The organism is Streptomyces sp. NPDC028907, from assembly GCF_055564995.1.
In genome coordinates this window covers 189,206-212,414 of sequence record NZ_JBVHVE010000008.1, presented here as the reverse complement: position 1 = coordinate 212,414, position 23,209 = coordinate 189,206, and the positions used below count along the sequence as shown (strand labels likewise).

Below are 23,209 nucleotides of genomic sequence, written 5' to 3'. Positions count from 1 at the left end.
TGCGTTCGCACACCACGAAGGCCCGGATCCTCTGGAGGATCCGGGCCTTCGCTGTCGTACGAAATGTTCGCCGACTTCAGTAGCGGGGACAGGATTTGAACCTGCGACCTCTGGGTTATGAGCCCAGCGAGCTACCGAGCTGCTCCACCCCGCGCCGTTGTTCTGCAACCGTATCACGGCGCGGGGTGGGCTATTCGATCAACCGGCGTCCCTATCCGCTGGTGGGACTGCCGGACGGGCTCGGACTCGAACTCGGGCTCGCACCGCCGCCGCCTTCGCCGCCGCCGTTGCCGCCCGTCTTGTCCGCCTGAGTCTGCGCGTCCTCGGCCCGCTTCAGCGCGTCCTCAAGGTCCTCCTGCGCCCGGCCGTACGCCTCCCAGTCGCCCTTCTTCAGGGCTTCCTGGCCGGCCTCGAAGGCCTTCTGGGCGTCGTTGAGCGCGTCCTGGACGTTCGGGTTGCTGGACGTCGGCGGAGGTGTCGTACCGCCGCCGTCCTCGTCCCCCTCGTCCGGTGGCTCGGTGGTCGGGCCCTCGGCTCCGAAGACCTTGTTGAGCGCCTCGCCGAGGGTGTCCTCGAAGGCGGTGGTGCCGCCGTAGGAAACCAACACCTTCCGCAGCAGCGGGTACTTCAGTCCGCCACCGCGTACGTAGACCGGCTCCACATAGAGCAGTCCGCCGTCCAGCGGGACCGCCAGCAGATTGCCGTACTCGACCTCCGAGTCGCCGCCTCTCAGCAGCCTGATGGTCTCGGCGATGTTCTGTTCGGAGTTGAACTGGCTCTGGACCTGACTGGGTCCGTTGACCGTGGTGTTGGTGGGCAGTTTCAGAACTCTGATCTTGCCGTAGTCACTGGTGCCCGCCTCGGCGTCGACGGCCATGAAGGCGCTGAGGTTGTCCCGGCCGTTCGGTGTGAACGTCGTCGTCAGCGAGAACGCCTGCGCCTGCTGGTCGGGCATCTTCATGCTCAGGTAGTACGGCGGCACCGCGCTGCCCGACTTGTTGGTCGGGTCGTCCGGCACCTGCCAGACCTCGCTGCCGCTGAGGAACGTCGTCGCGTCCTTCACGTGGTAGCGGGTGAGCAGCTCGCGCTGGACCTTGAACAGGTCCTGCGGGTAGCGCAGATGCGCCATCAGGTCCTTGGGGATCTCGCTCTTGGACTCCACCGTGCCCGGGAATGCCTTCATCCAGGTCTTCAGGACGGGGTCCTCGGTGTCCCACTGGTAGAGCTTGACCTCGCCCGTGTAGGCGTCGACGGTCGCCTTCACCGAGTTGCGGATGTAGTTGACCTGGTTCTGCTGGGCCACGACCGCCCGCTGGTCGTTGGTCGCGGTCAGCGAGTCCGCCGTCGTGTCACCGAGGGTCGTACGCGAGGAGTACGGGTAGCCGTTCGTCGTCGTGTACGCGTCGACGATCCACTGGATGCGGCCGTTCACCACCGCCGGGTAGGCGTCGCCGTCGATGGTCAGCCACGGGGCGACCGCCTCGACGCGCTCCTTGGGCGTGCGGTTGTACAGGATGCGCGAACCGTCGCCGATCGCACCGGAGTACAGGATCTGCGGCTCGCCGAACGCCACCGCGTACGCGGCCCGGTTCACCGGGTTGGAGAGGCTTACGCCGCTGTCGCCCTTGTAGCTGTAGGTCTTCTCCCCGCTGTCGTCGGAGTAGTCGATCTCCTTCTGGGGACCGCCGACGATCGAGTACATGGTGGTCTTCTCGCCGTAGTAGACCCGCTGCTCATACGTCCCGAGGTCGCCCTTGGACGGCAGGTCGGACTCGGTGAAGTCCGGTCGGCCCTGGGCGTCGGCGTTGGTGCCCTCGGCGGCGACCACGCCGTAGCCGTGGGTGTAGCGGAAGTGGTCGTTGATCCAGTTCCGCTTCGGAATGCCGTTGAGATTGATCTCACGCAGACCGATGACCGTGTCCTGGTCCTTGCCGTCCTTGCTGTACCGGTCGACGTCCAGGTTGGTCGGGAACGCGTAGTAGTTCCTGATCTGCTGGAGCTGCTGGAACGTCGGCGAGACGATGTTCGGGTCCAGGATGCGGATGCTCGCCGTGGCGTCCACGTCGTCGCGCAGCTGGGTCTTGTCCTCGGTCTTGCTCGTGCCCGGGTACTCGGTGACCTGCGTGCCGTCGATGCCGTAGGCCTCGCGCGTCGCCTTGAGGTTCTTCTCGACGTACGGCGCTTCCTTGGCCTGCTCGTTGGGCTGGACCTGGAACTTCTGGACGATCGCGGGGTACAGGCCGCCGATGAGGATCGCCGAGAGCACCATCAGGCCGAAGCCGATGACGGGCAGCTGCCAGGTGCGCCGCCACAGGGTGGCGAAGAACAGCAGCGCGCAGATGACGGCGATGCAGAACAGGATCGTCTTGGCCGGCAGATAGGCGTTGGCGTCGACGTACCTCAGGCCCGTCCAGTTGTCGGTGGCCTTGAAGTCACTGGACTTGACCGCGAGGCCGTACCGGTCGAGCCAGTACGCGACCGCCTTCAGCGCGACGAAGATGCCGATGAGGACCGACAGATGGCCGGTGGCCGCGGCGGTGGCGCGGGCGCCCGGGCTGGTGATGCGCAGCCCGCCGTACAGGTAGTGGGTGAGCGCGGCGGCGATCACGGAGAGGATCGCGGCGGCGAAGCCGAAGCCGAGCAGGAACCGGTACCAGGGCAGGTCGAAGGCGTAGAAGCCGACGTCCAGGTGGAACTGGGGGTCCTTCTCGCCGAAGGGCACGCCGTTGACCCACATCAGCCAGGTGCGCCACTGGCTGGAGGCGGAGGCGCCGGCGATCAGGCCGACGAGGGCGGTGATCGCGAGCAGCAGCCACTTCTTGTAGGGCGCGATGCCCATCCGGTAGCGGTCGAGGCTCTGCTGCTCCATGGACATGGCGCTCAGCGGCGGGCGCAGCCGGTGCGCCAGCCAGATGTTGAAGCCGACCGCCAGGGCCATCAACAGACCGAAGACGAAGAAGAGCCCGATCTTCGTCCACAGCGTGGTCGTGAACACCGACGAGTAGTTCACCGAGCGGTACCAGAGCCAGTCCGTCCAGAAGCCCGCGAACATGGTGAAGACCATGCCGAGGACGGCGAGGACGCCCAGTGTCATGAGCAGCGTCCGGACGCGCCGGGACGGGCGGCCCACTCTGATCCGTGGCCCGGTCGGGCCTCCGCCGCGGTCCGGCATCTGGAAAGCCAAGGTTCGCACCCCGAGGTTCGCTGTTGATCCGTCAGGCCCGCGTCTTCGTGGACCCTCCGTGGCCCCCCGTGATCGCGGGCCCACACCTATGCAACTTACTCACCGTTTACTCAGTTCCCGATTCCGCCCAGGAACGAGAGAGGATTGTGACCATGTCCAACACTCCCATGGCGGCGAGCCCGCTCACCCGGGCCGTTCTCGAGATCGACGAGTACGCCTCCGGCCTCGGCTGGGACCAGCCCGCCCGCCTTTTCGCCCTCGTAGACACCGCACGGCTGCGGGCCCAGGAACCCGGCCTCGCCGCCCAGCTCGGCCTGGGGGACGAGCAGGAGTCCTCCGGCCTGACCCCGATCGAGCAGGACGAGATTGAAACGGGCAAGCCGCTCGATGAGTTCCTCGGCACCATCGCCTGGCCCGACGCGGTGGTCGGCTGCGCGCTGACCGTCGAGCGCCTCATGCTGCCGCCGTCCGCCGAGGCGCAGGTCCCGCAGGGCCTGAGCGACGCCAAGCTCGCGAAGTGGGTGGCGGACCACCCCGACCGTCAGGAGGTCCGCATGACGGTCGCGGTGCTGCGCGACGGCGCCCGCGAGTCGGCCCTGCGCCTGCGCGAGAAGGACACCCCGACGGAGGTCCTCACAGGCCCGGACCTGATCCCGGGTCTGGCGGAGGCGCTGGCGGCGACGTTCGCGGACTGAGACCTTCCGGTACGACATCGGAGCTCGTACGGCAGTGGGGGCGCCCTGGCGATGAGGGGCGCCCCCACTCTCGTGTGCTCGATGCCTGCTCGCTCAGCTCTTGGTCGTGCACTCCGGCAGGCCGGCGGTGTCGCCGGAGCGGATGTCCTCCAGGGCGCCGAGGGCGTCGTCGATGGTGTCGACCTTGATCAGGGTGAGCCCGTCGGGGACGTCCCTGGCGGCGGTCGCGCAGTTGTCGGCCGGCGTGAGGAAGTACTGGGCGCCCTTGTCGCGGGCGGCGATGGTCTTCATCTCGATGCCGCCGATGGGTCCGACCTTGCCCGCGTCGTCGATGGTGCCGGTGCCGGCGACGAACTTGCCGCCGGTGAGGTTGCCCGGGGTGAGCTTGTCGTAGAGCCCGAGCGCGAACATCAGGCCGGCGCTGGGGCCGCCGACGTCGGCGAGCTTGATGTCGATGGTGAACGGGAAGGTGTGGTCGGTCCCTGCGGAGATCCCGACGATGGCGCGCTTCTCGCCGCTGTCGTCGGACTGGGCGGTCCTGATGGTGACCTTCTCGGTCTTCGTCGGCGTCCTGCGCTCCTTCTCCGCGGCGGCCTGCTCCTTGGCCGGCACGATCGTGAAGACGACGTCCCGACCGGGCTTGTGCTTGGTCACCAGCTTGGCGACGTCGGCGGGTTCCTTCACGGCCGTACCGTCGACGGACTTGATGACGTCACCCGCGTGGAGTTCGCCCTCGGCCGGGCTTCCCTTCACGACGGTCGAGACGATCACCCAGCTCTGCACCGGGATGTCCAGCGCCTCCAGGGCGGCGACCTTGGCGCTCTCCTGGGACTGACTGAACTCCTCGGCGTTCTCCTGGGTGGACTGCTCCTCGGTCTTGCCGTCCGGGTAGAGGGTGTCGTGCGGCACGACCTTGTTGTCGTGCGCGAGCCATCCGTAGACGGCCTCCACCAGGTTCATCTTGTAGTCGGCGCCGGTGACCCGGACGGTGGTCATGTTGAGGTGCCCGGAGGCCGGGTAGGTCTTGTGGCCGGAGATCTGCAGCACCGGCTCGCCGCCGTGATCGCCGAGCGTGTTCACCGTCGGCCCCGGGGACATCTCCGAGTAGGGCACGGGGATGAAGACTCCCGCGCACAGGAGCGCGATCAGCATCAGGGTGGAGGCGAGCATCGTCGCGGTGCGGCGTGGCATGCCACGACAGTACGTGACAGTCCTGTCAGTGCCCCGTCAGGGCCGTCTGACCGTGCTCCGTCAGTGCCGCTTGCCCGCCCCCGTGATCATGTGCGGGACGAGGGCTTCTCCATGGCGGCTCGGAAACGGGCATAGCCGTCGAGCTCCGGCCCGTCACCCCGCGCCTTGCGGGTGCGGTTGGCCCAGCCGCCCCACAGACCGGCACAGACCGCAGCCACAAGCGGAATCAGCAACCAGGCGAGCGCCGCCATGCTGTCCTCCCGTCCCATTGAGCGACCGCAAACTGACTGATCAACAGATTAACCACTGGCACTGACAACGCTCGGGCCAGGGGTGCGGTTACGCAACCGGAGTGGGGTGTACGGGTGCCGGGAACCTGTCCTGGCAGGCCAGTTGAGCGGGCGTACGGGGCGGGCTTGTCGGGCGGGCGTGTTGGGCGAAGCGCTCAGCAGGCGCCGACCCACTCCTCCGTCCCGTCGGAGAACTTCTGGTGCTTCCAGATGGGCACCTCGTGCTTGAGGTCGTCGATCAGCTTGCGGCAGGCCTCGAAGGCCTCTCCGCGATGGGGGCAGGAGACGGCCACGACGACGGCGAGATCCCCGACCTGTAGATCCCCGACGCGGTGCACGGCCGCGAGCGCCCGCACCGGGTACTCGGCGACGACCTTCTCGGCGATCCGCCGCATCTCGGCCTCCGCACTGGGGTGGCAGGAGTACCCGAGCTCGTCGACATCGGCACCCCCGTCGTGGTTCCGCACGGTTCCCACGAACAAGGCGGTCCCCCCGGAGGCGTCGTCCCCGACGGCCCGGAAGACCTCGTCCACGGAGAGCGCTGTCTCGCGGATGCCGATGATCTTGATGGGGTCCTGAGCGCCCTGCTCACCGGGGTGGTCGTTGGTAGGTGCCATGGCCCCATCGTGCCGCACGCGCGCGAGGACGGGGAATAGCGTTATCGCCCGGCACGCGCGCGTACGGGTTTGGAGCCTCCTACATGCGCGAGGCTCCTGTCGGCCGTCGCCCGAGGCACCCCGCTCAGATCCGTCGTCGGGCCTTCCGCGCCCGCCGCACCACGGCCGCCGCGCCCAGCAGGGCCACCGTCGCTCCCGCGGCACCGGCCGCCGTCGCGTCCTTGCGCCCGAGCCGCCGCCCGGCGACGGTGTGCCTGCCGGAGACCTCTTCCAGCAGCTCCGCGAGTACTTCCTCGTTGGTCCACTGCGGCCGCCACCCCGAGTCATGGAGCCGGCTCCCGCTCACCACCCAGGGATACATCGTGTAGGCCAGGTCCCCGGCCGGAGAGGGCGTCAGGCCGATCCGGTGCAGCCGGGCCGCAGCGCCCAGGGCGACCGCCGACGGCAGCTCCATGCGCCGGATGCCGCTGAGCTCCTCGACCTCCTCCTGCTCCAGCCACCCGTCGCATCCGACGGCGAGTTCCCCGTCGACCTTCTCCAGGACGGCGTACTCCAGGGCACTGCACAGGTCCTCTACGTGGCAGAACTGCCAGGCGGGCCGCGACCCGGCGACGACAAGCAGCCGAGGTGACTCGAAGTACCTGGTCAGCGCCGTGTCGGTGCCGCCCACGAGTACCGCGGGCCGGACGACGGTGACATTGAGTCCCGGGTGGGCCCGGGGCGCCCTGCGCGCGAGACGCTCGATCTCCAGCAGGTCACCGACGCCGGTGGCCTCCGCCGTGGCCCGCAGCTCGGCGTCCTCGGACAGCGGCAGCTCGTTGTCGGGCAGCGCCCCGTAGACCATCGCCGAGGTGCACAGCACGACCCGGTGGATCCCGGCCGCCGCAGCGGCCGTCAGCACGGTCTGCGTCCCCCGAACGTTGTACGCGGTCCTGGCGGCGGGATCGGTCTCCAGATCGAGGTCGAGCGCCAGGTGCACGACCACGTCGGCGCCCCGCAGCTTGTCCGCGATGGCCGGATCCCGCACATCGAGGATGTGCCACTGCGCCGCCGCGCACTCACCGCGCCGCTCGTCGATGGCGATGACCTGCTTGACCTCGTCGGACTCGACGAGCCGCTCCGTGAGCAGCGCGCCGATGCCGGACGCGGCACCGGTCACGGCGACGACGGGCCCGCGCACGCCGCGCGCGGATGGGGTTGACTGGTTTCGCGCTGCGCGAACCTGCGGATCAGGGGAACTCACCGGGCGTCTCCAGCGGTTGTCTTCAGTACGAACGTGAGTGACGCGTACGTACCAGGTGGCATCCATCCTGCCGCAGGCCAAGAGTCGGCGAAGCACCGAGGCCCGATCGGCTCGCGGTGTCTACGCTGGGTGGTGTTATCGGGCAGCCGCGCCGCCGGTGCCAGCCGGTGGCCTTACCAGCCGAGGAATCCCGTGAGTGACACCCCATTCGGATTCGGCCTTCCGCCGGAGGAGCCGGACGACGGCGACGAGGGCAAGAAGAAGGACCAGCAGAGCGGTGGTGGTCAGGGTCCGGCCAACCCGTTCGGTTTCGGCGGGCTGCCCGGTGCCGGGGGCATTGGCGGCCCCGGCGCGGACAATCCGTTCGCTGCCATGTTCGGTTCGCTGAACCCCACCGACCTGGGTGCCGCGTTCCAGCAGCTGGGGCAGATGCTCTCGTACGAGGGCGGCCCGGTGAACTGGGACATGGCCAAGCAGATCGCCCGCCAGACGGTCTCCCAGGGCACCGCGGACGGCACGAAGGACGCGAGCGTCGGCCCCGCCGAGCGCACCGCCGTCCAGGAGGCCGTACGCCTGGCCGACCTGTGGCTCGACGACGCGACGTCCCTGCCGTCCGGCGCGGGCTCCGCCGTGGCGTGGTCCCGCGCGGAGTGGGTCGAGGCGACCCTGCCCGCGTGGCAGGAGCTCGTCGACCCGGTCGCCGAGCGCGTCGGCTCCGCGATGGGCGACGTCCTGCCGGAGGAGATGCAGGCCATGGCAGGCCCGCTGATCGGCATGATGCGCTCGATGGGCGGTGCCATGTTCGGCACGCAGATCGGGCAGGCCGTCGGCGTGCTCGCGGGCGAGGTCATCGGCTCCACCGACATCGGCCTGCCGCTCGGCCCGGTCGGCAAGGCCGCGCTGCTGCCGATCAACATCGAGGCGTTCGGCAAGGACCTGGGCGTGCCGAAGGAGGAGGTGCGGCTGTATCTCGCCCTGCGCGAGGCCGCCCACCAGCGCCTGTTCGCGCATGTGCCGTGGCTTCGCTCGCACCTGTTCGGCGCGGTCGACGGCTACGCGCGCGGGATCAAGGTCGACACGGCCAAGCTGGAGGACGTGGTCGGCCAGTTCGACCCGCAGAACCCGGAGCAGCTCCAGGACGCCCTCCAGCAGGGCATGTTCCAGCCGGAGGACACCCCGGAGCAGAAGGCGGCCCTGGCCCGTCTGGAGACGGCTCTGGCGCTCGTGGAGGGCTGGGTGGACGCGGTGGTGCACGCCGCCGCCAAGCCGCGCCTGTCGTCCGCTGACGCCCTGCGCGAGACGCTGCGCCGACGCCGCGCCTCGGGCGGCCCCGCGGAGCAGACGTTCGCCACGCTGATCGGCCTGGAGCTGCGCCCGCGCCGCCTGCGGGACGCCTCCCGGCTGTGGGCCTCGCTCACGGACGCGCGCGGTGTCGACGGCCGGGACGCCCTGTGGCACCACCCGGACATGCTGCCGACGGCCACCGACCTGGACGACCCGGACGGTTTCGTGCACCGCGAGCAGATCGACTTCTCCGAGCTGGACAAGATGCTCGGCGAGGCGGCGGGCGGCTCGGCCGGGAAGCCGGACCTGACGAAGGACGACGAGTCCAAGGACGGCGACAAGGGCGACGGCACCGAGTGAGCCTGTATGACGACGCGGTCCTCGTGCTCAAGGGGTACGAGGGCCAGGAAGAGCTGCGCCGGACGTATCTGGAGCACCTGGAGAGCCACCCGGACGGCATGTGGAAGGCCTGCGGGGACGGCCACATCACGGCGAGCGCCCTGGTCATCGACCCCTCGCGCGGGCGCGTGCTGCTGACCCTCCACAAGAAGCTGCGCATGTGGTTGCAGATGGGCGGCCACTGCGAGCCGGCCGACGACACGCTGGCGGCGGCAGCGCTGCGTGAGGGGAGCGAGGAGTCGGGCATCGCGGGGCTGACCCTGCTGCCCGGCGGCCCCGTGCGGCTGGACCGCCATCACACCCCGTGCGCCTGGCACCTCGACGTCCAGTACGCGGCGCTCGCCCCGGCGGGCGCCGTGGAGGCCATCAGCGACGAGTCGCTCGACCTGCGCTGGTTCGCCTACGACGAGGTGGCTGGCGTGGCCGACGAGTCGGTCGTACGGCTGCTGGAGGCGACGCGAGGGAGGCTCTGACCTTCGGGCACGCGTAAGGGGCGACTGCCATGGCGGTCGCCCCTTACATCCGTTCTCCGGACGGTCAGCTCCAGACGTTGCCCTGGTTCTGCCCCCGGGCGCCCTGCTGCCCCATGCCGTACTGCGCGGCGAGGCCGGAGCCGACCTGGGCGTTCTGCGGCGGCAGCAGTTCGCTGGGCTGCACGATCGCGTAGCCGCTGCCCATGAAGCTGAGTTCCCAGCCCTCACCGGTGTTGCCACGGCGCCGCCAGACCCCGGAGGAGTGCGTCTGGGCCTGCATCTGCACGCGCAGGCTCGTCGACCAGGCGACGATCGCGTCGGCGTCGCAGTTGACGTACTTGTCGGGCGTCACCTGCATCATCAGCGGCGCACCGGAGGTCATGAGGGCGACCTTGCCGCGGCCGGTGATGTTGAGCTGGTACTTACCGGAGCCGGAGATGCCGTAGAGGCTGTCCACGGCGATGACCTCGTGGTGCAGCGAGGAGTCCATCGCCAGCACATAGCTGCTGTCGACGGTCAGCCCGTCCTGCTCCACGTCAACCAGATGCACGTGCTGCTTGAGGTTGGCGAGGTAGACCGTGCCCTGCCCGTGGCAGCGCATGAGGTCGAGGCCCTCGCCGGTCTGGGCACGCGCGCGTCCTTGCTGGTTGTTCTGGTACTCGGCGTCGAACTCGACGAGGCCCTGGTAGGCGACCATCGTGCCCTTGCGGGCGAGGATGTCGTCGTGGCCCTCCAGGGCGACGCGGAGCATCTGCTTGTTCTGCAGGCTCCAGCGGTCCTGGGTCTGCTGGTCGTTGTAGGCGAAAAGCGGACTCTGCATGGCGTTCTGGCTCCCCCTCAGCCCCGGACCCGGAGACGGTCGGTGCTGTCCTCACTGGGCTGGACGACGACGATGCCCTGGCCGGAGAAGGCCATCTGGTAGGCCTCGCCGCTGCCCCGGCCGATGAGTGACTGCGCCTTGAAGCTGCGCTTGCCCTTCACCTTGAGGTTGGGCGACCAGGCGACGAGCGCGTCGGGGTCGACGTACGTCTCGTCCTCGCCACCGCCGCAGTCCACGACGATCGGCTTGCCCCGGGAGGTCAGCGCGACCCAGCCCTGCCCGGAGATCTTGGTGTTCCACAGACCCTGTCCGGCGAACTTCGCCAGGCCCTTCACCCGCTCCACGCCCCACGTCAGATGCGCGTCGAAGGCGAGCAGGTTGGTGGCGTTGACGGAGATGCCGTCGCCGTTGAGGTTGATGACCACGACGTTGGCGCCGTAGTCGGCGAGGTAGAGCAGCCCGTCGCCGGTGCACTTCATCAGGGGCGCACCCTCGCCGGTCATCCAGTCCTTGGCGATCTGGCGGACGGCCGGCGGGTTGGGCTCGTACTGGACGAAGCCCTCGTAGGCGACCATCGATCCCACGCGCGCGAAGAGGTCGTTCCCGGTCTGCATGGCGATCTTCGCCATGTGGTTGCCGTGGTTCTCCATGCGGGCGGTGACGGGTGCGGGGGCGAAGCCCGCGAGTGGCTGGTTCATGACGGGCTCCCTCAGATCTCGTACGGCTGGACGACGATGAAGTTGCCGGGAGCGGCCCGGAACTGGAGGTTGACGCTCTCGCCGGTGTCGCCGGGGTAGGCGTTGCGACGCATCCGTACCTGGCTGGAGACGATCACCTGGGCGGCGGACGACCAGGCGACCACGGCGTTGGCGTCGGCGAACGTCGTGGGCGTGACCGGGAGGACCACGGGCGTGCCGTGCGTCTTCACGACGATCGTGCCGGTGCCGGTGAACTGCATCGTGAACAGCGCGCCACCGGGGATCCCGTGGCCCTCGATGCGGCGGACCTCGTACTGGAGGCTCTCGTCGAAGGCGAGGACGTTCTCCGCGGAGACGCAGATGCCGTCGCCCTGGAGCTCGATGGGGTGCAGCATCGTGGAGTTCTCGGCGAGGAAGACCTGGCCCTGGCCGGTGCAGCGCATCAGCTGCATCTCCTGACCGGTCGCGTTGCCCACGATCCGTCCGGAGAAGCCGGCGCCCTTGTAGCTGAAGTCGACCTTGCCCTGATAGAGCACCATGCTGCCCTGTCGGGCGAGCACGGGCTGACCGCCGACGCCGAGGTCGACGCGGACCAGCTTCTTGTTCTGCTGCGTCCAGCGCTGGCCGGTGGGCGTCTCCTTGAACTGCTGGAGCGCCGCGGCCACGCCGGGCCCCTGGGGGGCGCCTTGGGGAGCGCCCTGGGGCGCACCCTGCGGGGCTCCGTACGGCGCCTGCTGGCCCGGGACCTGCCCGTAGGGGGGCTGCTGACCGTAGCCGGGAGGCGGGGTCGGCTGGCCGTAACCGGGCGGCGGGGCGGGCGTCTGGGGTGCCTGGGGGTAGCCGTAGCCCGGAGGCGGCGGCGCGGAGGGCTGGCCGTACGGCTGCTGGTTCGGCTGGCCGTAGGGCGCGGGCGCCGGGGCGGGCGGCGGCGGGGCACCGCCGGGCGGTGCCATGGGCGCGACGATGGTCGGCTGCGCGTGCACCGGGGGCGCCGGGCTCGGAGGCTGCGGCGTGGCTCCCGGCGGGGGCGCGAAGCCCTGCGCGGCCGGGGCGGGCGCTGGCGCCGGGGCGGCGGGCTGCGGGGCGGGAGCCGGGGCGGGGGCCTCGGCCGGGGCGCCGAACGCGGGTGGTGCGGTGGCCTGGGCGGGCGGTGCGAAGCTTGGAGCCGCGCCTGCCTGAGGCTGCTGCGGTTGCGGCGCGGCGGGCGTCTCCTCCTCGGCGACCTCGCCGCCGAAGTTCCTCAGCAGCGCATCGAGGCCGCCGTCGAAGCCCTGACCGACCGCGGCGAACCGCCAGACGTCCTTGAGGTAGAAGTCGCCCAGCATGACGGCGCGTTCGGTGGAGAACTCCGAGCCGCTGAAGGCGTACCGGGCCACCTCCTCGCCGCCCGCGACGATGCGGATGTATCCGGGGCTGACCTGCGACATCTGTCCGGCGCCATCGATCGTCGCCGTGAAGGACAGCTTCTGGATCTGCGGAGGGATCTTGTCGAGCGTGATCCGGAAGGACTCAGTGTCCCCGGCCTGGGCACCGAGGAGCTGGATGGACTCCTCGGGGGACTTCGGCTGGTTGAAGAAGACGAAGTAGCGGTCGTCCGAGAGCCGTTCGTCGGCGTCGAGACCGAAGCAGCTGATGTCGAAGGTCAGCCCTGGAGCGGTGATCTGTACCCCTACGTACAGATCTGTGCCCGTGGTGAGGTCACTGATCCTGGCCTTGTGGCCGCGTTGGAATTCCCTGGCCATGCGTAACGACCGTCCCCCATCCCGAATGTGAGTGCGTCGCGCCAGGCTAACGGCAAACTCGGACATCGAGCGAAGCCGGTACAGACCCGGTACACAACGCTCGCCCGACCGAAGCGGACGCAATGCTTCCGGAGGGCCTCAGGGCGCTGCCGGGAAGCGGTCGGACAGGGAGGGGCGAGTCATTCGCCGCGCGCGCCGGGCAGATGGGGCAGGCGCTCGGCGGCGACCACGCCTTCGAGGTAGCCCTTCGCCCGCTCGGTGCGCGGATACGCCTCCAGCAGCCGCCAGAAGCGAGGCCCGTGACCGGGCACCAGGAGGTGCGCCAGCTCGTGGAGAAGGACGTAGTCGACGACGTACTCGGGCATGCCCTGCAACCGGTGCGAAAGACGGATGCTGCCCTCGGCCGGGGTGCACGAGCCCCAGCGTGTGTTCTGGTTGGTGACCCAGCGGACCGAGCTGGGCCGGGCGCGGCCGTCGAAGTACTGTTCCGACAGCCGCTCGGCACGCTCGGCCAGTTCGGCGTCACCGAGGACCCGCTTGCTCTCCTGGGCGGCCAGCTTGTCGAGCATGACGTTGACCCAGCGCTGCTCCTCCGCCTCGGACATCCTGGCCGGGATGAGCACGACGGTGCGGTCGCCCTCGCGGTACGCCGAGACAGTCCGGCGGCGCCGGGCGCTCCTGCGGACCTCGATCGCGCTCGCCCCCGAGCCGCTCGACGGCGGGCTCGTCGTACGGCGCTGCGGCGTTCCGGCGCGGTGCAGTGGGTCGGCGGACACGCCCCGACGTTACCCGCTGCACATGGGGGAAGTCCCGACTCCGGGACGGTTCGATGCCGATCCCCCACCATGCGTTTGATTTGTACGACGAATATCCACCGCCTGTGGACAACTTTCGGCATCGGACGCCGCGTCGGGGCATGCTGGCAGTCACCGGCGGAGCTGCGACCGAGCTCCACCGGCACACGGGGATGTTCCACGAGGGCTTACGGGGGCCGTTCATGCAAGCGACGGTTACGACGGATTCAACGGATTCAACGGATTCAACGGCATCGGAAGACGCGGCGGCGCCGGTTGCTCCGCTGCTGAAGCCCGCGCTCCGGCGCGGCTGGCGGGATCTCAACACCGTGCAGTTCGGCATGACTCCGGCACACGCGCTGACGCTGGGTCCGATGGACACGGCGACGGGCAGCTTCCTCGATCTCCTCAACGGCACCCGCGGTCTGGAGCTGCTGCGCGAGGAGGGCCGCCGTATGGATCTGCCGGACGGTCATGTCGAGGGGCTGGTACGGCGACTGGCAGGGGCCGGGCTCCTCGACGACGCGAAGGGCGGCGGCCCGGCCGCCGACGCCCTGCGACGCAAGAAGGATGTCCTGGACCGGTTGCGCCCCGATCTGGCCTCCCTGTCCCTGACCACGTCCGAGCCGGGCGAGGCGATGGACCGGCTTGCCGCCCGCCGCTCACTGCGCGTGCAGGTGAGGGGAGCCGGCCGGGTGGGTTCGATGGTGTCCTCGCTGCTGTCGGGCGCCGGAGTCGGGCAGGTCGACGTGCGGGACGTCGGCCGTGTCGAGCCGGCGGACGTGGCGCCGGGCGGGCTGCCCGCGGAGGCGGTCGGCGAGCGCAGGGACGAGGCAGCGCGGCGGGCCGCTCGCCGCTGCGCACCGGACCGCCCGCCGCGCCGTAGCTCCCGGTCATCTCGCGATCCGGACGACACCGGCCACTCGCTGGTGATCATCGCGCCGAGGGACGACGTCGCGGTGCACGCCCCCTCCCCGTCCGCCGCCGAACCCCTGATCTCCTCCGGCACGCCTCATCTGTACGCCGGCGTCGTGGAGGGAACCGGCGTGGTCGGCCCGTTCGTCCTGCCCGGCGAGACGGGCTGCGCCGGTTGTCTCCACGAGGGGCGTACCGACCGGGACCCGGTCTGGCCCCGCCTGGTCGCGCAGTGGCGGTCTGGCCTGGGCAGGGCACGCCAGGTGCGGCCCTGCGATCTCACGCTGGCCACCACGGTCGCCGGACTGGCCGCCGCGCACGCCCTCGCCTTTCTGGACGGCCGGGTTCCGTCGAGCGCGGGTGCACGCTGGGAGGTGTCCCTGCCCGGTCTCAGCTGGCACGCCCGACCGGTGTGGGCACACCCCGCTTGCCCGTGCGGCGCCACGGACAAAGGTGAGGGAGAACACCCCTCCGAGGACGCGGGGTCACACGAGACAATGGCGGAGCAAGGGCCGTCGAAGGAGTTACGCCGTAAGGCAGACGCGGAGCGGCTGGCTGGGACCTGGAGGGCGCATGTCTGATCTTCCCCGCAAGGCGGTCACCCGTACCGCCAAGCTCGCCGCGCTTCCGCTCGGCTTCGCCGGGCGGGCGACCTGGGGACTCGGCAAGCGGATCGTCGGCGAGTCCGCGGAGATCGTCGGCCGCGAGCTGCAGCAGCGCACGGCGGAGCAACTGTTCAAGGTGCTCGGCGAGCTCAAGGGCGGCGCGATGAAGTTCGGCCAGGCCCTGTCGGTCTTCGAGTCGGCCCTGCCCGAGGAGATCGCCGGTCCTTACCGCGCGGCGCTCACCAAGTTGCAGGAGGCTGCGCCCCCGATGCCGACGCGCACCGTGCACGCGGTGCTGGCGGAGCGGCTGGGCGAGGACTGGCACGAGCTGTTCCTGGAGTTCGAGGACAAGCCCGCCGCGGCGGCCTCGATCGGGCAGGTGCACCGAGGTGTGTGGCACGACGGCCGCGAGGTGGCGGTCAAGGTCCAGTACCCGGGAGCCGGCGAGGCCCTGCTGTCCGACCTGAATCAGTTGAGCCGTTTCGCCCGTCTGCTTGGTCCGCTGATTCCCGGCATGGACATCAAGCCGCTGATCGCGGAGCTCAAGGACCGGGTCTCCGAGGAACTGGACTACGCCTTGGAGGCGCAGGCCCAGCAGGCGCACGCGGAGGAGTTCGCCGACGACCCGGACGTCGTCGTGCCGGCCGTGGTCCAGCAGTGCGATCAGGTCCTGGTCACGGAGTGGATCGACGGCATCCCGCTCTCGGAGGTGATCTCGGACGGCACCGAGGAGCAGCGCAACCGCGCCGGTCAGCTCCTGGCCCGTTTCCTCTTCTCCGGCCCCGCCCGCACCGGCCTGCTGCACGCCGACCCGCACCCGGGCAACTTCCGGCTTCTGCCGGGCGGCCCCGACGGTGCGGACGACTGGCGGCTCGGCGTCCTGGACTTCGGCACGGTCGACCGACTTCCCGGCGGTCTTCCGACGCCGATCGGCGAGTCCCTGCGGATGACCTTGGACGGCGAGGCGGACGCTGTCTACGACCTTCTCTGTGCCGAGGGCTTCGTCAAGGAGTCCATCGACCTGGAGCCCGACGCCGTACTCGACTACCTCCTGCCGATCATCGAACCGGCCCAGGTCGACGAGTTCACCTTCACCCGCGGCTGGATGCGAAGCCAGGCCGCCCGCGTGGCCGACCCCCGCTCCCCCGCCTACCAACTGGGCAAGCGGCTCAACCTGCCCCCGGCGTACCTCCTGATCCACCGTGTGACGTTGAGCACGATCGGAGTGCTGTGCCAGCTGGGGGCGACGGTGCGGCTGCGCGAGGAACTGGAGGAGTGGCTGCCGGGGTTCGTTTCTGAGGAGATGACGGACGAGGAGGAGTCGGCGGCCGAGGCGTGAGCCGGTCTACCACCAGGACGAGTCGAGCCGCCCCTCGATCGCTCTGAGGTTCTCCCGGGAGCAGGTGTCACAGATGTAGTGGCGGGCGCCGTTCTCCACGGAGCAGGTCCAGGTGGGCTGCGGGGCGTCGGCCCGGGCGCCGCAGCGGGCGCACACGAGGGGCTGGGGCTCCGTCGCTGAGCCGCCGTTGTCACTGCCTCCGGAAGGACTCTTCACTCGGCGACGATACCGCCGGACCCCGCTGATCAGCGGGCACAACGCACCGCGGGGGCCGGTCCGTTCGCACGGACCGGCCCCCGCGGGGAGCCACCGCCTCCCGGGCCGGGAGGCCACCACATGATGGTGTGGTCGGGTTACTGCATGACCGCCATGGCGAGCGCACGGCGGGCGCGCAGCGAGGCACGCTCGGCCCTGCGCTGCATGCGGCGAGCGGTCGCCAGGCGCATGGCCCGGCGTTCCTGCTCGGCCTCGTGGTGTCGCTCGTGCATATGCGCACGTGCCAGGGCTTCTTGGATGAGTTGCATCTCTCGGTTCCTGTTCTGACGCGAGTCGTTCGCGCCACTGGTGGTGAAGTCTTCAGGCGCGGAGCCTGCGAGTTCGTGGGTGGACGGCTTCATCGGGGCCTGCTTCTGGGGGTCGTGCGTGAGGGGGCGGTCGATCGTTCCTGCGGTGTTCATGCCGTGACCGGGTTCTTGCGCGGGCGGCCACGCGGCCGCTTCCGGGCGACGACGACACCCTGGACGAACAGCTCGCCACCCCAGACGCCCCAGGGCTCACGCCGCTCCTTGGCGCCGGCGAGGCAGGCCTCGATCAGCGGGCAGGTGCGGCAGAGGGACTTGGCGTACTCGACGTCCGCCGGCGACTCGGCGAAGAAGACCTCCGGGTCGTAGGAGCGGCAGGGGACGGGTACGCCGAGGTTCTCGATGGCGTCGTCGAGCGCGGTGAGCGCGGTGAGGGGGGTCAAGGTGGAGTCCTCCGTGAAGCCGGGCTTGGGGATCGCGTCTGAGGGCGGTACGGACGGGGCGTGCGCTTCGAGTTGCACGGTTCGTCTTCCTCGTCTTTTCGTTCCGGTCCTGTGGGACCGGGTGGCGGCTGGTACCGGGTTTTTCCTTGTCCCGAGGCCCCTTCGCTCTGTCATCCCTGTTGGGGGACAAACAGAAGGGCCGCGGATCCCGGATGGGGTTCCGCGGCCCTGAAGGCGCCGGCCTGATCGGCGATCAGGCTGGATCACTCCAGGGTTCTGGCCCACGGAAGGCCCACATCTGGTGGTGCTGCGTCGTCTGCTTCCGGAATCCGGCACCGGTCGCCGTGAAGGCATAGGCCTGCGCCTTTGCCTCTACTGCCGCTTCCAGTGCCTTGGTCGGTCGCTCATTGCGCTCGCGGACAGGGAGACCCGCGAGAGACAGGGCGGACGCCGGACGGTCGGCACGGATGCCGGACAGACCGGTGCCCTGGTTGAAGGCGCCGAGCATGCACAGGGAAGCGACGACCGAGCGATCGGTCATTTTCACGATGCTGATGGAGCTGGTGTTGATGCTGATCACTGGACTCGCCTCCTCTCGGCGTCTAAGGGGACTGGGGTGAGCCAGTCCGACGGGTATGCAAGTAGAACACGGAATTGGGGCCTCCGAGAAGGCCTCCGTTCCCGTGGCTAAGAACCTATGGGGATTGCTGGGGCATGCGCAAACTATTTTTTCGACGAGTTCGTGTCATTCCCCGTCGGCGCCCTCCCCAACCTCCTGGCCTGCGCAGATGGCCAGCACATCGGCTCCGTAGCGGTCGAGCTTGCGCTTGAGGACGCCGGGGATGCGGGACAGCTCAACCGGACTGACCGGCTCCGCCTCGGCGATGGCCATCAGGGTTCTGTCCGTGAAGACGCAGAAGTCCGGCTGTCCGCTCAGCCGCGCCTGGGCCCCGCGCCACTCGCGAAGTCGTTCGTAGAGACCCTCGTCCATGTCGGAGGGGCAGGTCTCGCAGCGCATCAGCTTCATCTCGCCGGCGTCGGTGAGGGTGCGCCCGCAGACGCGGCAGCGCGCCGGGGTGCGCTGGGCGCGTCTCGGGACGGTGTCCGGTCTGCTCGTGAAGCCGCGCACCACGCCCCCGGAGCCGCCCGCGGCGGTGCGTCCTGCGGCGCCGGTCGACCCGGGACGCAGTCCGTCGAGGAAGCGGCTGGGACGGCGGTTCGGACGGCCGCCGGGCGCGCGGGTGAGCGCCCAGGAGACATGCAGGTGCCGCCTGGCGCGGGTGACACCGACATAGAGGAGGCGGCGTTCCTCCTCGATCTGCTCGTCGGTCTTTGCGTAGGTGATCGGCATCATGCCCTCGGCGACCCCGACCAGGAAGACGACGTCCCACTCCAGGCCCTTGGCCGAGTGCAGGGAGGCGAGGGTGACGCCCTGGACGGTCGGGGCGTGCTGGGCGTTCGCCCGCTCGTCGAGCTCCGCCACGAGGTCGGCGAGGGTGGCGTCGGGTTTGGCGCCGGCGAAGTCCTGGGCGAGGTTCACCAGGGCGGCCAGCGACTCCCAGCGCTCTCTGACGGCACCGGAGCCGGCCGGCGGCTGGGTCGTCCAGCCCTCCCCCGACAGCACGGCACGCACCTGAGAGGGGAGGTCGGGGGCGTCGTCGAGGAGTGAGTCGTTGCCGCCGAAGCGGGCCGCGCCGCGCAGGGCGATACCGGCCTTGCGCACCTCGGGACGGTCGAAGAACCGCTCGGCGCCGCGCAGCTGATAGGGCACTCCCGCGTCGGCGAGGGCCTGCTCATAGGTCTCGGACTGGGCGTTCGTACGGAACAGGATGGCGATCTCGGCGGCCGGGACGCCGGAGTCCATGAGTTCGCGGATCCGGCGGGCGGCGCCTTCGGCCTCGGCGGGCTCGTCGGTGTACTCGGTGTAGCCGGGTTCCGGGCCCGCCTCGCGTTGGGAGACCAGTTCCAGGCGGTGGTCGGCTGCGCGGCCTCGGGCCTGGGCGAGCAGGCCGTTGGCGAGGTGGACGACCTGGGGGGTGGAGCGGTAGTCGCGGACCAGCTTGACCACGGTGGCACCGGGGTGACGGGTGCGGAAGTCGAGCAGATGGTCGGGGGTTGCTCCTGTGAAGGAGTAGATCGTCTGACTGGCGTCACCGACCACGCACAGGTTGTCCCGCTCGCCGAGCCACAGCTCCAGCAGGCGCTGCTGGAGCGGGCTGACGTCCTGGTACTCGTCGACCACGAAGTGCTGGTACTGGGAGCGGACCTGATCGGCGATGTCGTGCCGGTCCTGGAGGATGGCGACGGTGAGCAGCAGGACGTCCTCGAAGTCGATGACGGAGCGGTCCCGTTTGAGCTCCTCGTAGACGTTGTAGATCTGGGCGATCTCGGCCGGGTCACGAGGGGCGTCGCGGCCTGCCTTGGCGACGGCGGGCGGATAGTCGGCCGGGACGGTCTGGGTGACCTTGGACCACTCGATCTCGGCGGTGACGTCCCGCAGCTCGTTCCGGTCGAGGCGGATACGGCAGGCGGCGGCGGCGTCCGCGACCAGCTGGATCTTGCGGTCGACCAGCCGGGGCATGGAGCCACCGACTGCTTTCGGCCAGAAGTACTGGAGCTGCCGCAGGGCTGCCGAGTGGAAGGTGCGGGCCTGGACTCCGGTGGCACCGAGCTGGCGCAGCCGTCCTCGCATCTCTCCGGCGGCGCGGTTGGTGAAGGTGACGGCGAGCACGCTGGAGGGCTGGAGGATGCCGGCGCGGACCCCGTAGGCGATGCGGTGGGTGATCGCCCGGGTCTTGCCCGTGCCGGCGCCCGCGAGCACGCACACCGGGCCCTGCAGGGCGGTGGCCACCTCGCGCTGCTCGGGGTCGAGCCCTTCGAGCACCGCGTCGGCAGAATCCGGTACCTGCGGGAAGAGGGTGGAGTGCGTTGCTGCTGTCACACCGCCATGCTGCCAGGTCGCCGGAGACGGCTGTGCCGGTTGTCCACAGGCAGGCATCGGTAGTCGTACTAATGCGGCAGGCGTCACGTGCGGGGCATACCCCGGGTGGGAATGGCGCCCCGGTCGCGTACGTTGCCCCTCTGAACGACCGGTTTCCCGAGCCATCAGAGGAGCGCGCGAGACATGCAGGGCACTGTGACGATGTACAGCACCACGTGGTGCGGCTACTGCCAGCGGCTGAAGAAGCAGCTGGAGCGCGAGGGCATCGCGTACACCGAGATCAACATCGAGCAGGACCCCGCGTCCGCTGCGTTCGTCGAGAAGGCGAATGGCGGAAATCAGACGGTCCCGACCGTGCTCTTCGCGGACGGTTCGACGCTGACGAACCCGTCGCTTGCTCAGGTGAAGCAGAAGATCGGCGTGTGAGCGACGCGCAGAAGAGGAAGGGGGGCCGTCCTAGCCGGGACGGCCCCCCTTCCTCTTTGGCCTCTTTGACCCTCTTTGTCGCCTAGACGCTGCGCGTCGGCAGCGGCTTGCCGTACCAGAGCTCGATCAGGCGGGCCGCGATCGAGATGCCGTACGGCGGCATGACCTCGCCGGAGTCGAAGGCGGCGCGCAGTTCCTCGCGGGAGAACCAGCGGGCCTCGTGGATCTCGTCCCCGTCGACCTGGACGTCGGTGGAGGTGGCGTGGGCCATGAAGCCCAGCATGAGGCTGGACGGGAAGGGCCACGGCTGGCTGGCGACGTACTCGACGTCTCCGACGGTGACACCGGCCTCCTCGAAGACCTCACGGCGCACTGCCTGCTCGATGGACTCCCCGGGCTCGACGAAGCCGGCGAGCGTCGAGAAGCGTCCCTCGGGCCAGTGGACCTGACGGCCGAGGAGGATGCGGTCGTCCTCGTCGGTGACGGCCATGATCACGGCGGGGTCGGTGCGCGGGTAGTGCTCGGCACCGCAGGCGGGGCAGCGGCGGATGTGGCCGGCCGCGGCGATCACGGTGCGCTCGCCGCAGCGGGAGCAGAAACGGTGGGTGCGCTGCCAGTTCTCCAGGCCGACGGCGTGCACCATCAGACCGGCGTCGCGCGGCGACAGCAGCAGGCCCGCCTCGCGCAGCCCGGCCGCGCGCGCGGACTGGTCGATGCGGCCGGGCAGCGCGTCCTTCTGAAGGGCGAAGTAGCTGACGCCGTCCTGGTCGATGCCCAGGAAGTAGCGGTGTGCCTCGGTGAGGGGGGCCTCGAAGGAGGGGGTCATGACGAGTTCGGTGCGCCCGTCCGCTGTCTCGTCGATGAGGACCTGGCCGCCGGAAACCACGAAGCAGCGGGTCGTGGGGTGGCTCCATGCCGCCGCGAGCCAGGCCTCGTCGAGCCGGTGGTGGGCGGCGCGGTCGATGCCGCTCGGGGCGGTGAGCGAGATGGGTCGGTCGGCGGTGTGGTCGGTCGAGGTGGTCACGGGTGCTTCCAACTCCCCCAGTGGAACGGTGTGCTTCGGCGGGCGTATCGGCTGGACGTGGGACGGGAGTCGACCGGGTGCGGCAGGGCTCGGTCGTGCGGGGCGGCCTTCTCAGTGTGACCCGCGCGCGATGCCCCTTCGGACGGCCCGGACGCCTCAGGGCTCATGGCGCCAGTTCGCGGCCAGGTCGCCCCAGAGGTAGGCGGTGGCCTCGACGCCTTTGAGGAGCAGGGCGAGCTCGACCTTCTCGTTCGGGGCGTGCCAGCCGTCGGAGGGCACGGAGATGCCGAGGAAGAGCACGGGTGCGCCGAGGACGTCCTGAAGGTCGGCGGCGGGTCCGGAGCCGCCCTCACGTGTGTAGCGGACGGGACCTTCGAAGGCGCGGCCCATGGCCCGTACGACGGACTGGAGAGCCGGGTGGTCCAGCGGCGTCAGGCACGGGCGCGTGGCCCCGCCGAACGTGATCTCGCAGCGGATCCCGGCGGGTACCTGTGCGTCGGCCCAGGCGCGGACGGCCTTCTCGACGTGGTCGGGGTCCTGCCCCGCGACCAGTCGGAAGGAGAGCTTCACCATGGCCGTGGACGGGATGATCGTCTTGTTGCCAGGGCCCTGGTAGCCACCGCCGATGCCGTTGACCTCGGCGGTGGGGCGGGCCCAGACGCGCTCCAGGGTGGTGTGACCGGCCTCGCCCCGGGTGGCGTACGACTTGGCGGTGCGCAGCCACCGCTGCTCGTCGAAGGGCAGCTCGGCGAAGAGCTCGCGCTCGCGGTCGGTCAGCTCGACGATGCCGTCGTAGAAGCCCGGGATCGCCACGCGCGCGTGCTGGTCGTGCAGGGCGGCGACCAGGCGGGCGGCCGCGGTCGCGGGGTTGGGCACCGCGCCGCCGAAGGAACCGGAGTGGATGTCCTGGTCGGGGCCGTACAGCTGGATCTCGCACTCGGCGAGGCCGCGCATGCCCGTGCACACCGTCGGAGTGTCCTCGGACCACATGCCGGTGTCGGACACGATCACGGCGTCGGCCGCGAGCCGCTCGGTGTGCTCCTCGATCAGGGCGCGGAAGTGCGGGGAGCCTGACTCCTCCTCGCCCTCGATCAGCAGCTTCAGGTTGACGGCCGGGGTGGTGCGGCCGGTGGTGGCGAGGTGGGCGCGGACGCCGAGTGTGTGGAAGAACACCTGGCCCTTGTCGTCGGCCGCCCCGCGCGCGTAGAGGCGTCCGTCCCGGACGACGGGCTCGAAGGGCTCAGTGTCCCAGCCGTCCTCGCGCGCGGCCGGCTGCACGTCGTGGTGGCCGTAGACGAGGACCGTGGGCGCCTCGGGGTCGTCGGAGGGCCACTCGGCGAAGACGGCGGGCGCGCCCGGCGTGGGCCAGACCTCGGTGGTCGGGAAACCGGTCTCCTTGAGCTTGGCGGCGAGCCAGTCGGCGCTGCGGCGTACATCGGGCGCGTGGTCGGGCTGGGCCGACACGGAGGGGATGCGCAGCCACTCGGCGAGGTCGTCGAGGAAGGCGGCGCGATGCTGCTCGATGTACGTGCGGACAGCGCTGTCCGGGGTCTGGCTCATGGTCA

General features: G+C 70.1%; 22 protein-coding genes and 1 tRNA gene. 6 read left to right on the top strand and 17 right to left on the bottom strand.

Annotated features, from left to right (window positions below; genetic code table 11):
* Positions 1 to 80: 80 nt before the first annotated feature.
* Both ACZ4UU_RS25395 and ACZ4UU_RS25390 read right to left on the bottom strand, forming a co-directional pair.
* Positions 81 to 154 (bottom strand) — tRNA-Met (locus ACZ4UU_RS25395).
* Between the two features lie 57 nt (positions 155 to 211).
* Positions 212 to 3,172, bottom strand: coding sequence for a UPF0182 family membrane protein (locus ACZ4UU_RS25390; protein WP_471905855.1), 2,961 nt, complete (start codon positions 3,170 to 3,172; stop codon positions 212 to 214).
* A gap of 164 nt (positions 3,173 to 3,336) precedes the next feature.
* On the opposite strand from ACZ4UU_RS25390, the gene ACZ4UU_RS25385 reads away from it, so the two are divergent.
* Entirely contained in the window at positions 3,337 to 3,879 is a 543-nt protein-coding gene (locus ACZ4UU_RS25385; protein ID WP_471905665.1) for a PPA1309 family protein, read from the top strand.
* A 93-nt stretch (positions 3,880 to 3,972) separates the two neighbouring features.
* On the opposite strand, the gene ACZ4UU_RS25380 is transcribed toward ACZ4UU_RS25385, so the two are convergent.
* From ACZ4UU_RS25380 to ACZ4UU_RS25365, 4 genes are all read right to left on the bottom strand, one after another.
* Positions 3,973 to 5,070, bottom strand: a complete 1,098-nt coding sequence (locus tag ACZ4UU_RS25380) for a YlbL family protein (RefSeq protein WP_471905664.1) — start codon at positions 5,068 to 5,070, stop codon at positions 3,973 to 3,975.
* A gap of 86 nt (positions 5,071 to 5,156) precedes the next feature.
* Positions 5,157 to 5,339 carry a hypothetical protein gene (locus ACZ4UU_RS25375; protein ID WP_471905866.1) on the bottom strand — a complete coding sequence of 61 codons (183 nt, stop codon included), beginning with the start codon at positions 5,337 to 5,339 and terminating at the stop codon, positions 5,157 to 5,159.
* A gap of 176 nt (positions 5,340 to 5,515) precedes the next feature.
* Positions 5,516 to 5,977, bottom strand: coding sequence for a molybdenum cofactor biosynthesis protein MoaE (locus ACZ4UU_RS25370; protein ID WP_471905663.1), 462 nt, complete (start codon positions 5,975 to 5,977; stop codon positions 5,516 to 5,518).
* A 124-nt stretch (positions 5,978 to 6,101) separates the two neighbouring features.
* Complete coding sequence (locus ACZ4UU_RS25365) at positions 6,102 to 7,220, bottom strand: SDR family oxidoreductase (RefSeq protein WP_471905662.1); 1,119 nt, start codon at positions 7,218 to 7,220, stop codon at positions 6,102 to 6,104.
* 192 nt (positions 7,221 to 7,412) lie between these two features.
* Here ACZ4UU_RS25365 and ACZ4UU_RS25360 point away from each other — a divergent pair, with 192 nt between their 5' ends.
* A complete protein-coding gene (locus ACZ4UU_RS25360; RefSeq protein WP_471905661.1) occupies positions 7,413 to 8,864 on the top strand; it encodes a zinc-dependent metalloprotease in 1,452 nt (483 codons plus the stop codon).
* Entirely contained in the window at positions 8,861 to 9,376 is a 516-nt protein-coding gene (locus ACZ4UU_RS25355; protein WP_471905660.1) for an NUDIX hydrolase, read from the top strand. Before ACZ4UU_RS25360 ends, ACZ4UU_RS25355 begins: the two co-directional genes overlap by 4 nt.
* Positions 9,377 to 9,440: 64 nt before the next feature.
* On the opposite strand, the gene ACZ4UU_RS25350 is transcribed toward ACZ4UU_RS25355, so the two are convergent.
* From ACZ4UU_RS25350 to ACZ4UU_RS25335, 4 genes are all read right to left on the bottom strand, one after another.
* Positions 9,441 to 10,196 carry an AIM24 family protein gene (locus ACZ4UU_RS25350; protein ID WP_471905659.1) on the bottom strand — a complete coding sequence of 252 codons (756 nt, stop codon included), beginning with the start codon at positions 10,194 to 10,196 and terminating at the stop codon, positions 9,441 to 9,443.
* A 17-nt stretch (positions 10,197 to 10,213) separates the two neighbouring features.
* Positions 10,214 to 10,894: an AIM24 family protein gene (locus tag ACZ4UU_RS25345; protein ID WP_062718094.1), complete on the bottom strand. Its 681-nt coding sequence runs from the start codon at positions 10,892 to 10,894 to the stop codon at positions 10,214 to 10,216.
* A gap of 11 nt (positions 10,895 to 10,905) precedes the next feature.
* On the bottom strand, positions 10,906 to 12,636 hold the full coding sequence (locus tag ACZ4UU_RS25340) for a TerD family protein (protein WP_471905658.1): 1,731 nt from the start codon (positions 12,634 to 12,636) through the stop codon (positions 10,906 to 10,908).
* 179 nt (positions 12,637 to 12,815) lie between these two features.
* Positions 12,816 to 13,412 carry a M48 metallopeptidase family protein gene (locus ACZ4UU_RS25335; RefSeq protein ID WP_471905657.1) on the bottom strand — a complete coding sequence of 199 codons (597 nt, stop codon included), beginning with the start codon at positions 13,410 to 13,412 and terminating at the stop codon, positions 12,816 to 12,818.
* A 359-nt stretch (positions 13,413 to 13,771) separates the two neighbouring features.
* Here ACZ4UU_RS25335 and ACZ4UU_RS25330 point away from each other — a divergent pair, with 359 nt between their 5' ends.
* Positions 13,772 to 14,926: a TOMM precursor leader peptide-binding protein gene (locus tag ACZ4UU_RS25330; protein WP_471905656.1), complete on the top strand. Its 1,155-nt coding sequence runs from the start codon at positions 13,772 to 13,774 to the stop codon at positions 14,924 to 14,926.
* Positions 14,919 to 16,289 carry an ABC1 kinase family protein gene (locus ACZ4UU_RS25325; protein ID WP_471905655.1) on the top strand — a complete coding sequence of 457 codons (1,371 nt, stop codon included), beginning with the start codon at positions 14,919 to 14,921 and terminating at the stop codon, positions 16,287 to 16,289. The genes ACZ4UU_RS25330 and ACZ4UU_RS25325 overlap by 8 nt, the downstream gene beginning before the upstream one ends.
* Before the next feature lie 6 nt (positions 16,290 to 16,295).
* Here ACZ4UU_RS25325 and ACZ4UU_RS25320 read toward each other — a convergent pair whose 3' ends face one another.
* The 5 genes from ACZ4UU_RS25320 to ACZ4UU_RS25300 all read right to left on the bottom strand — a co-directional run bounded on the left by ACZ4UU_RS25320 (position 16,296) and on the right by ACZ4UU_RS25300 (position 20,194).
* Positions 16,296 to 16,505 (bottom strand): hypothetical protein, encoded by a 210-nt coding sequence (locus ACZ4UU_RS25320; RefSeq protein ID WP_471905654.1) that lies wholly within the window; start codon positions 16,503 to 16,505, stop codon positions 16,296 to 16,298.
* A gap of 137 nt (positions 16,506 to 16,642) precedes the next feature.
* Entirely contained in the window at positions 16,643 to 16,966 is a 324-nt protein-coding gene (locus tag ACZ4UU_RS25315) for a hypothetical protein (protein WP_383451641.1), read from the bottom strand.
* Complete coding sequence (locus ACZ4UU_RS25310) at positions 16,963 to 17,331, bottom strand: WhiB family transcriptional regulator (protein WP_062718104.1); 369 nt, start codon at positions 17,329 to 17,331, stop codon at positions 16,963 to 16,965. The genes ACZ4UU_RS25315 and ACZ4UU_RS25310 overlap by 4 nt, the downstream gene beginning before the upstream one ends.
* Positions 17,332 to 17,506: 175 nt before the next feature.
* Positions 17,507 to 17,833, bottom strand: a complete 327-nt coding sequence (locus tag ACZ4UU_RS25305; RefSeq protein ID WP_471905653.1) for a hypothetical protein — start codon at positions 17,831 to 17,833, stop codon at positions 17,507 to 17,509.
* A gap of 165 nt (positions 17,834 to 17,998) precedes the next feature.
* Positions 17,999 to 20,194: an ATP-dependent DNA helicase UvrD2 gene (locus ACZ4UU_RS25300; protein ID WP_471905652.1), complete on the bottom strand. Its 2,196-nt coding sequence runs from the start codon at positions 20,192 to 20,194 to the stop codon at positions 17,999 to 18,001.
* Between the two features lie 183 nt (positions 20,195 to 20,377).
* Here ACZ4UU_RS25300 and ACZ4UU_RS25295 point away from each other — a divergent pair, with 183 nt between their 5' ends.
* On the top strand, positions 20,378 to 20,620 hold the full coding sequence (locus ACZ4UU_RS25295; protein WP_037886733.1) for a mycoredoxin: 243 nt from the start codon (positions 20,378 to 20,380) through the stop codon (positions 20,618 to 20,620).
* A gap of 82 nt (positions 20,621 to 20,702) precedes the next feature.
* On the opposite strand, the gene nudC is transcribed toward ACZ4UU_RS25295, so the two are convergent.
* Both nudC and ACZ4UU_RS25285 read right to left on the bottom strand, forming a co-directional pair.
* Positions 20,703 to 21,644: an NAD(+) diphosphatase gene (nudC, locus tag ACZ4UU_RS25290; protein ID WP_471905651.1), complete on the bottom strand. Its 942-nt coding sequence runs from the start codon at positions 21,642 to 21,644 to the stop codon at positions 20,703 to 20,705.
* A 156-nt stretch (positions 21,645 to 21,800) separates the two neighbouring features.
* Complete coding sequence (locus tag ACZ4UU_RS25285) at positions 21,801 to 23,204, bottom strand: dipeptidase (protein ID WP_471905650.1); 1,404 nt, start codon at positions 23,202 to 23,204, stop codon at positions 21,801 to 21,803.
* Between the last annotated feature and the right edge of the window lie 5 nt (positions 23,205 to 23,209).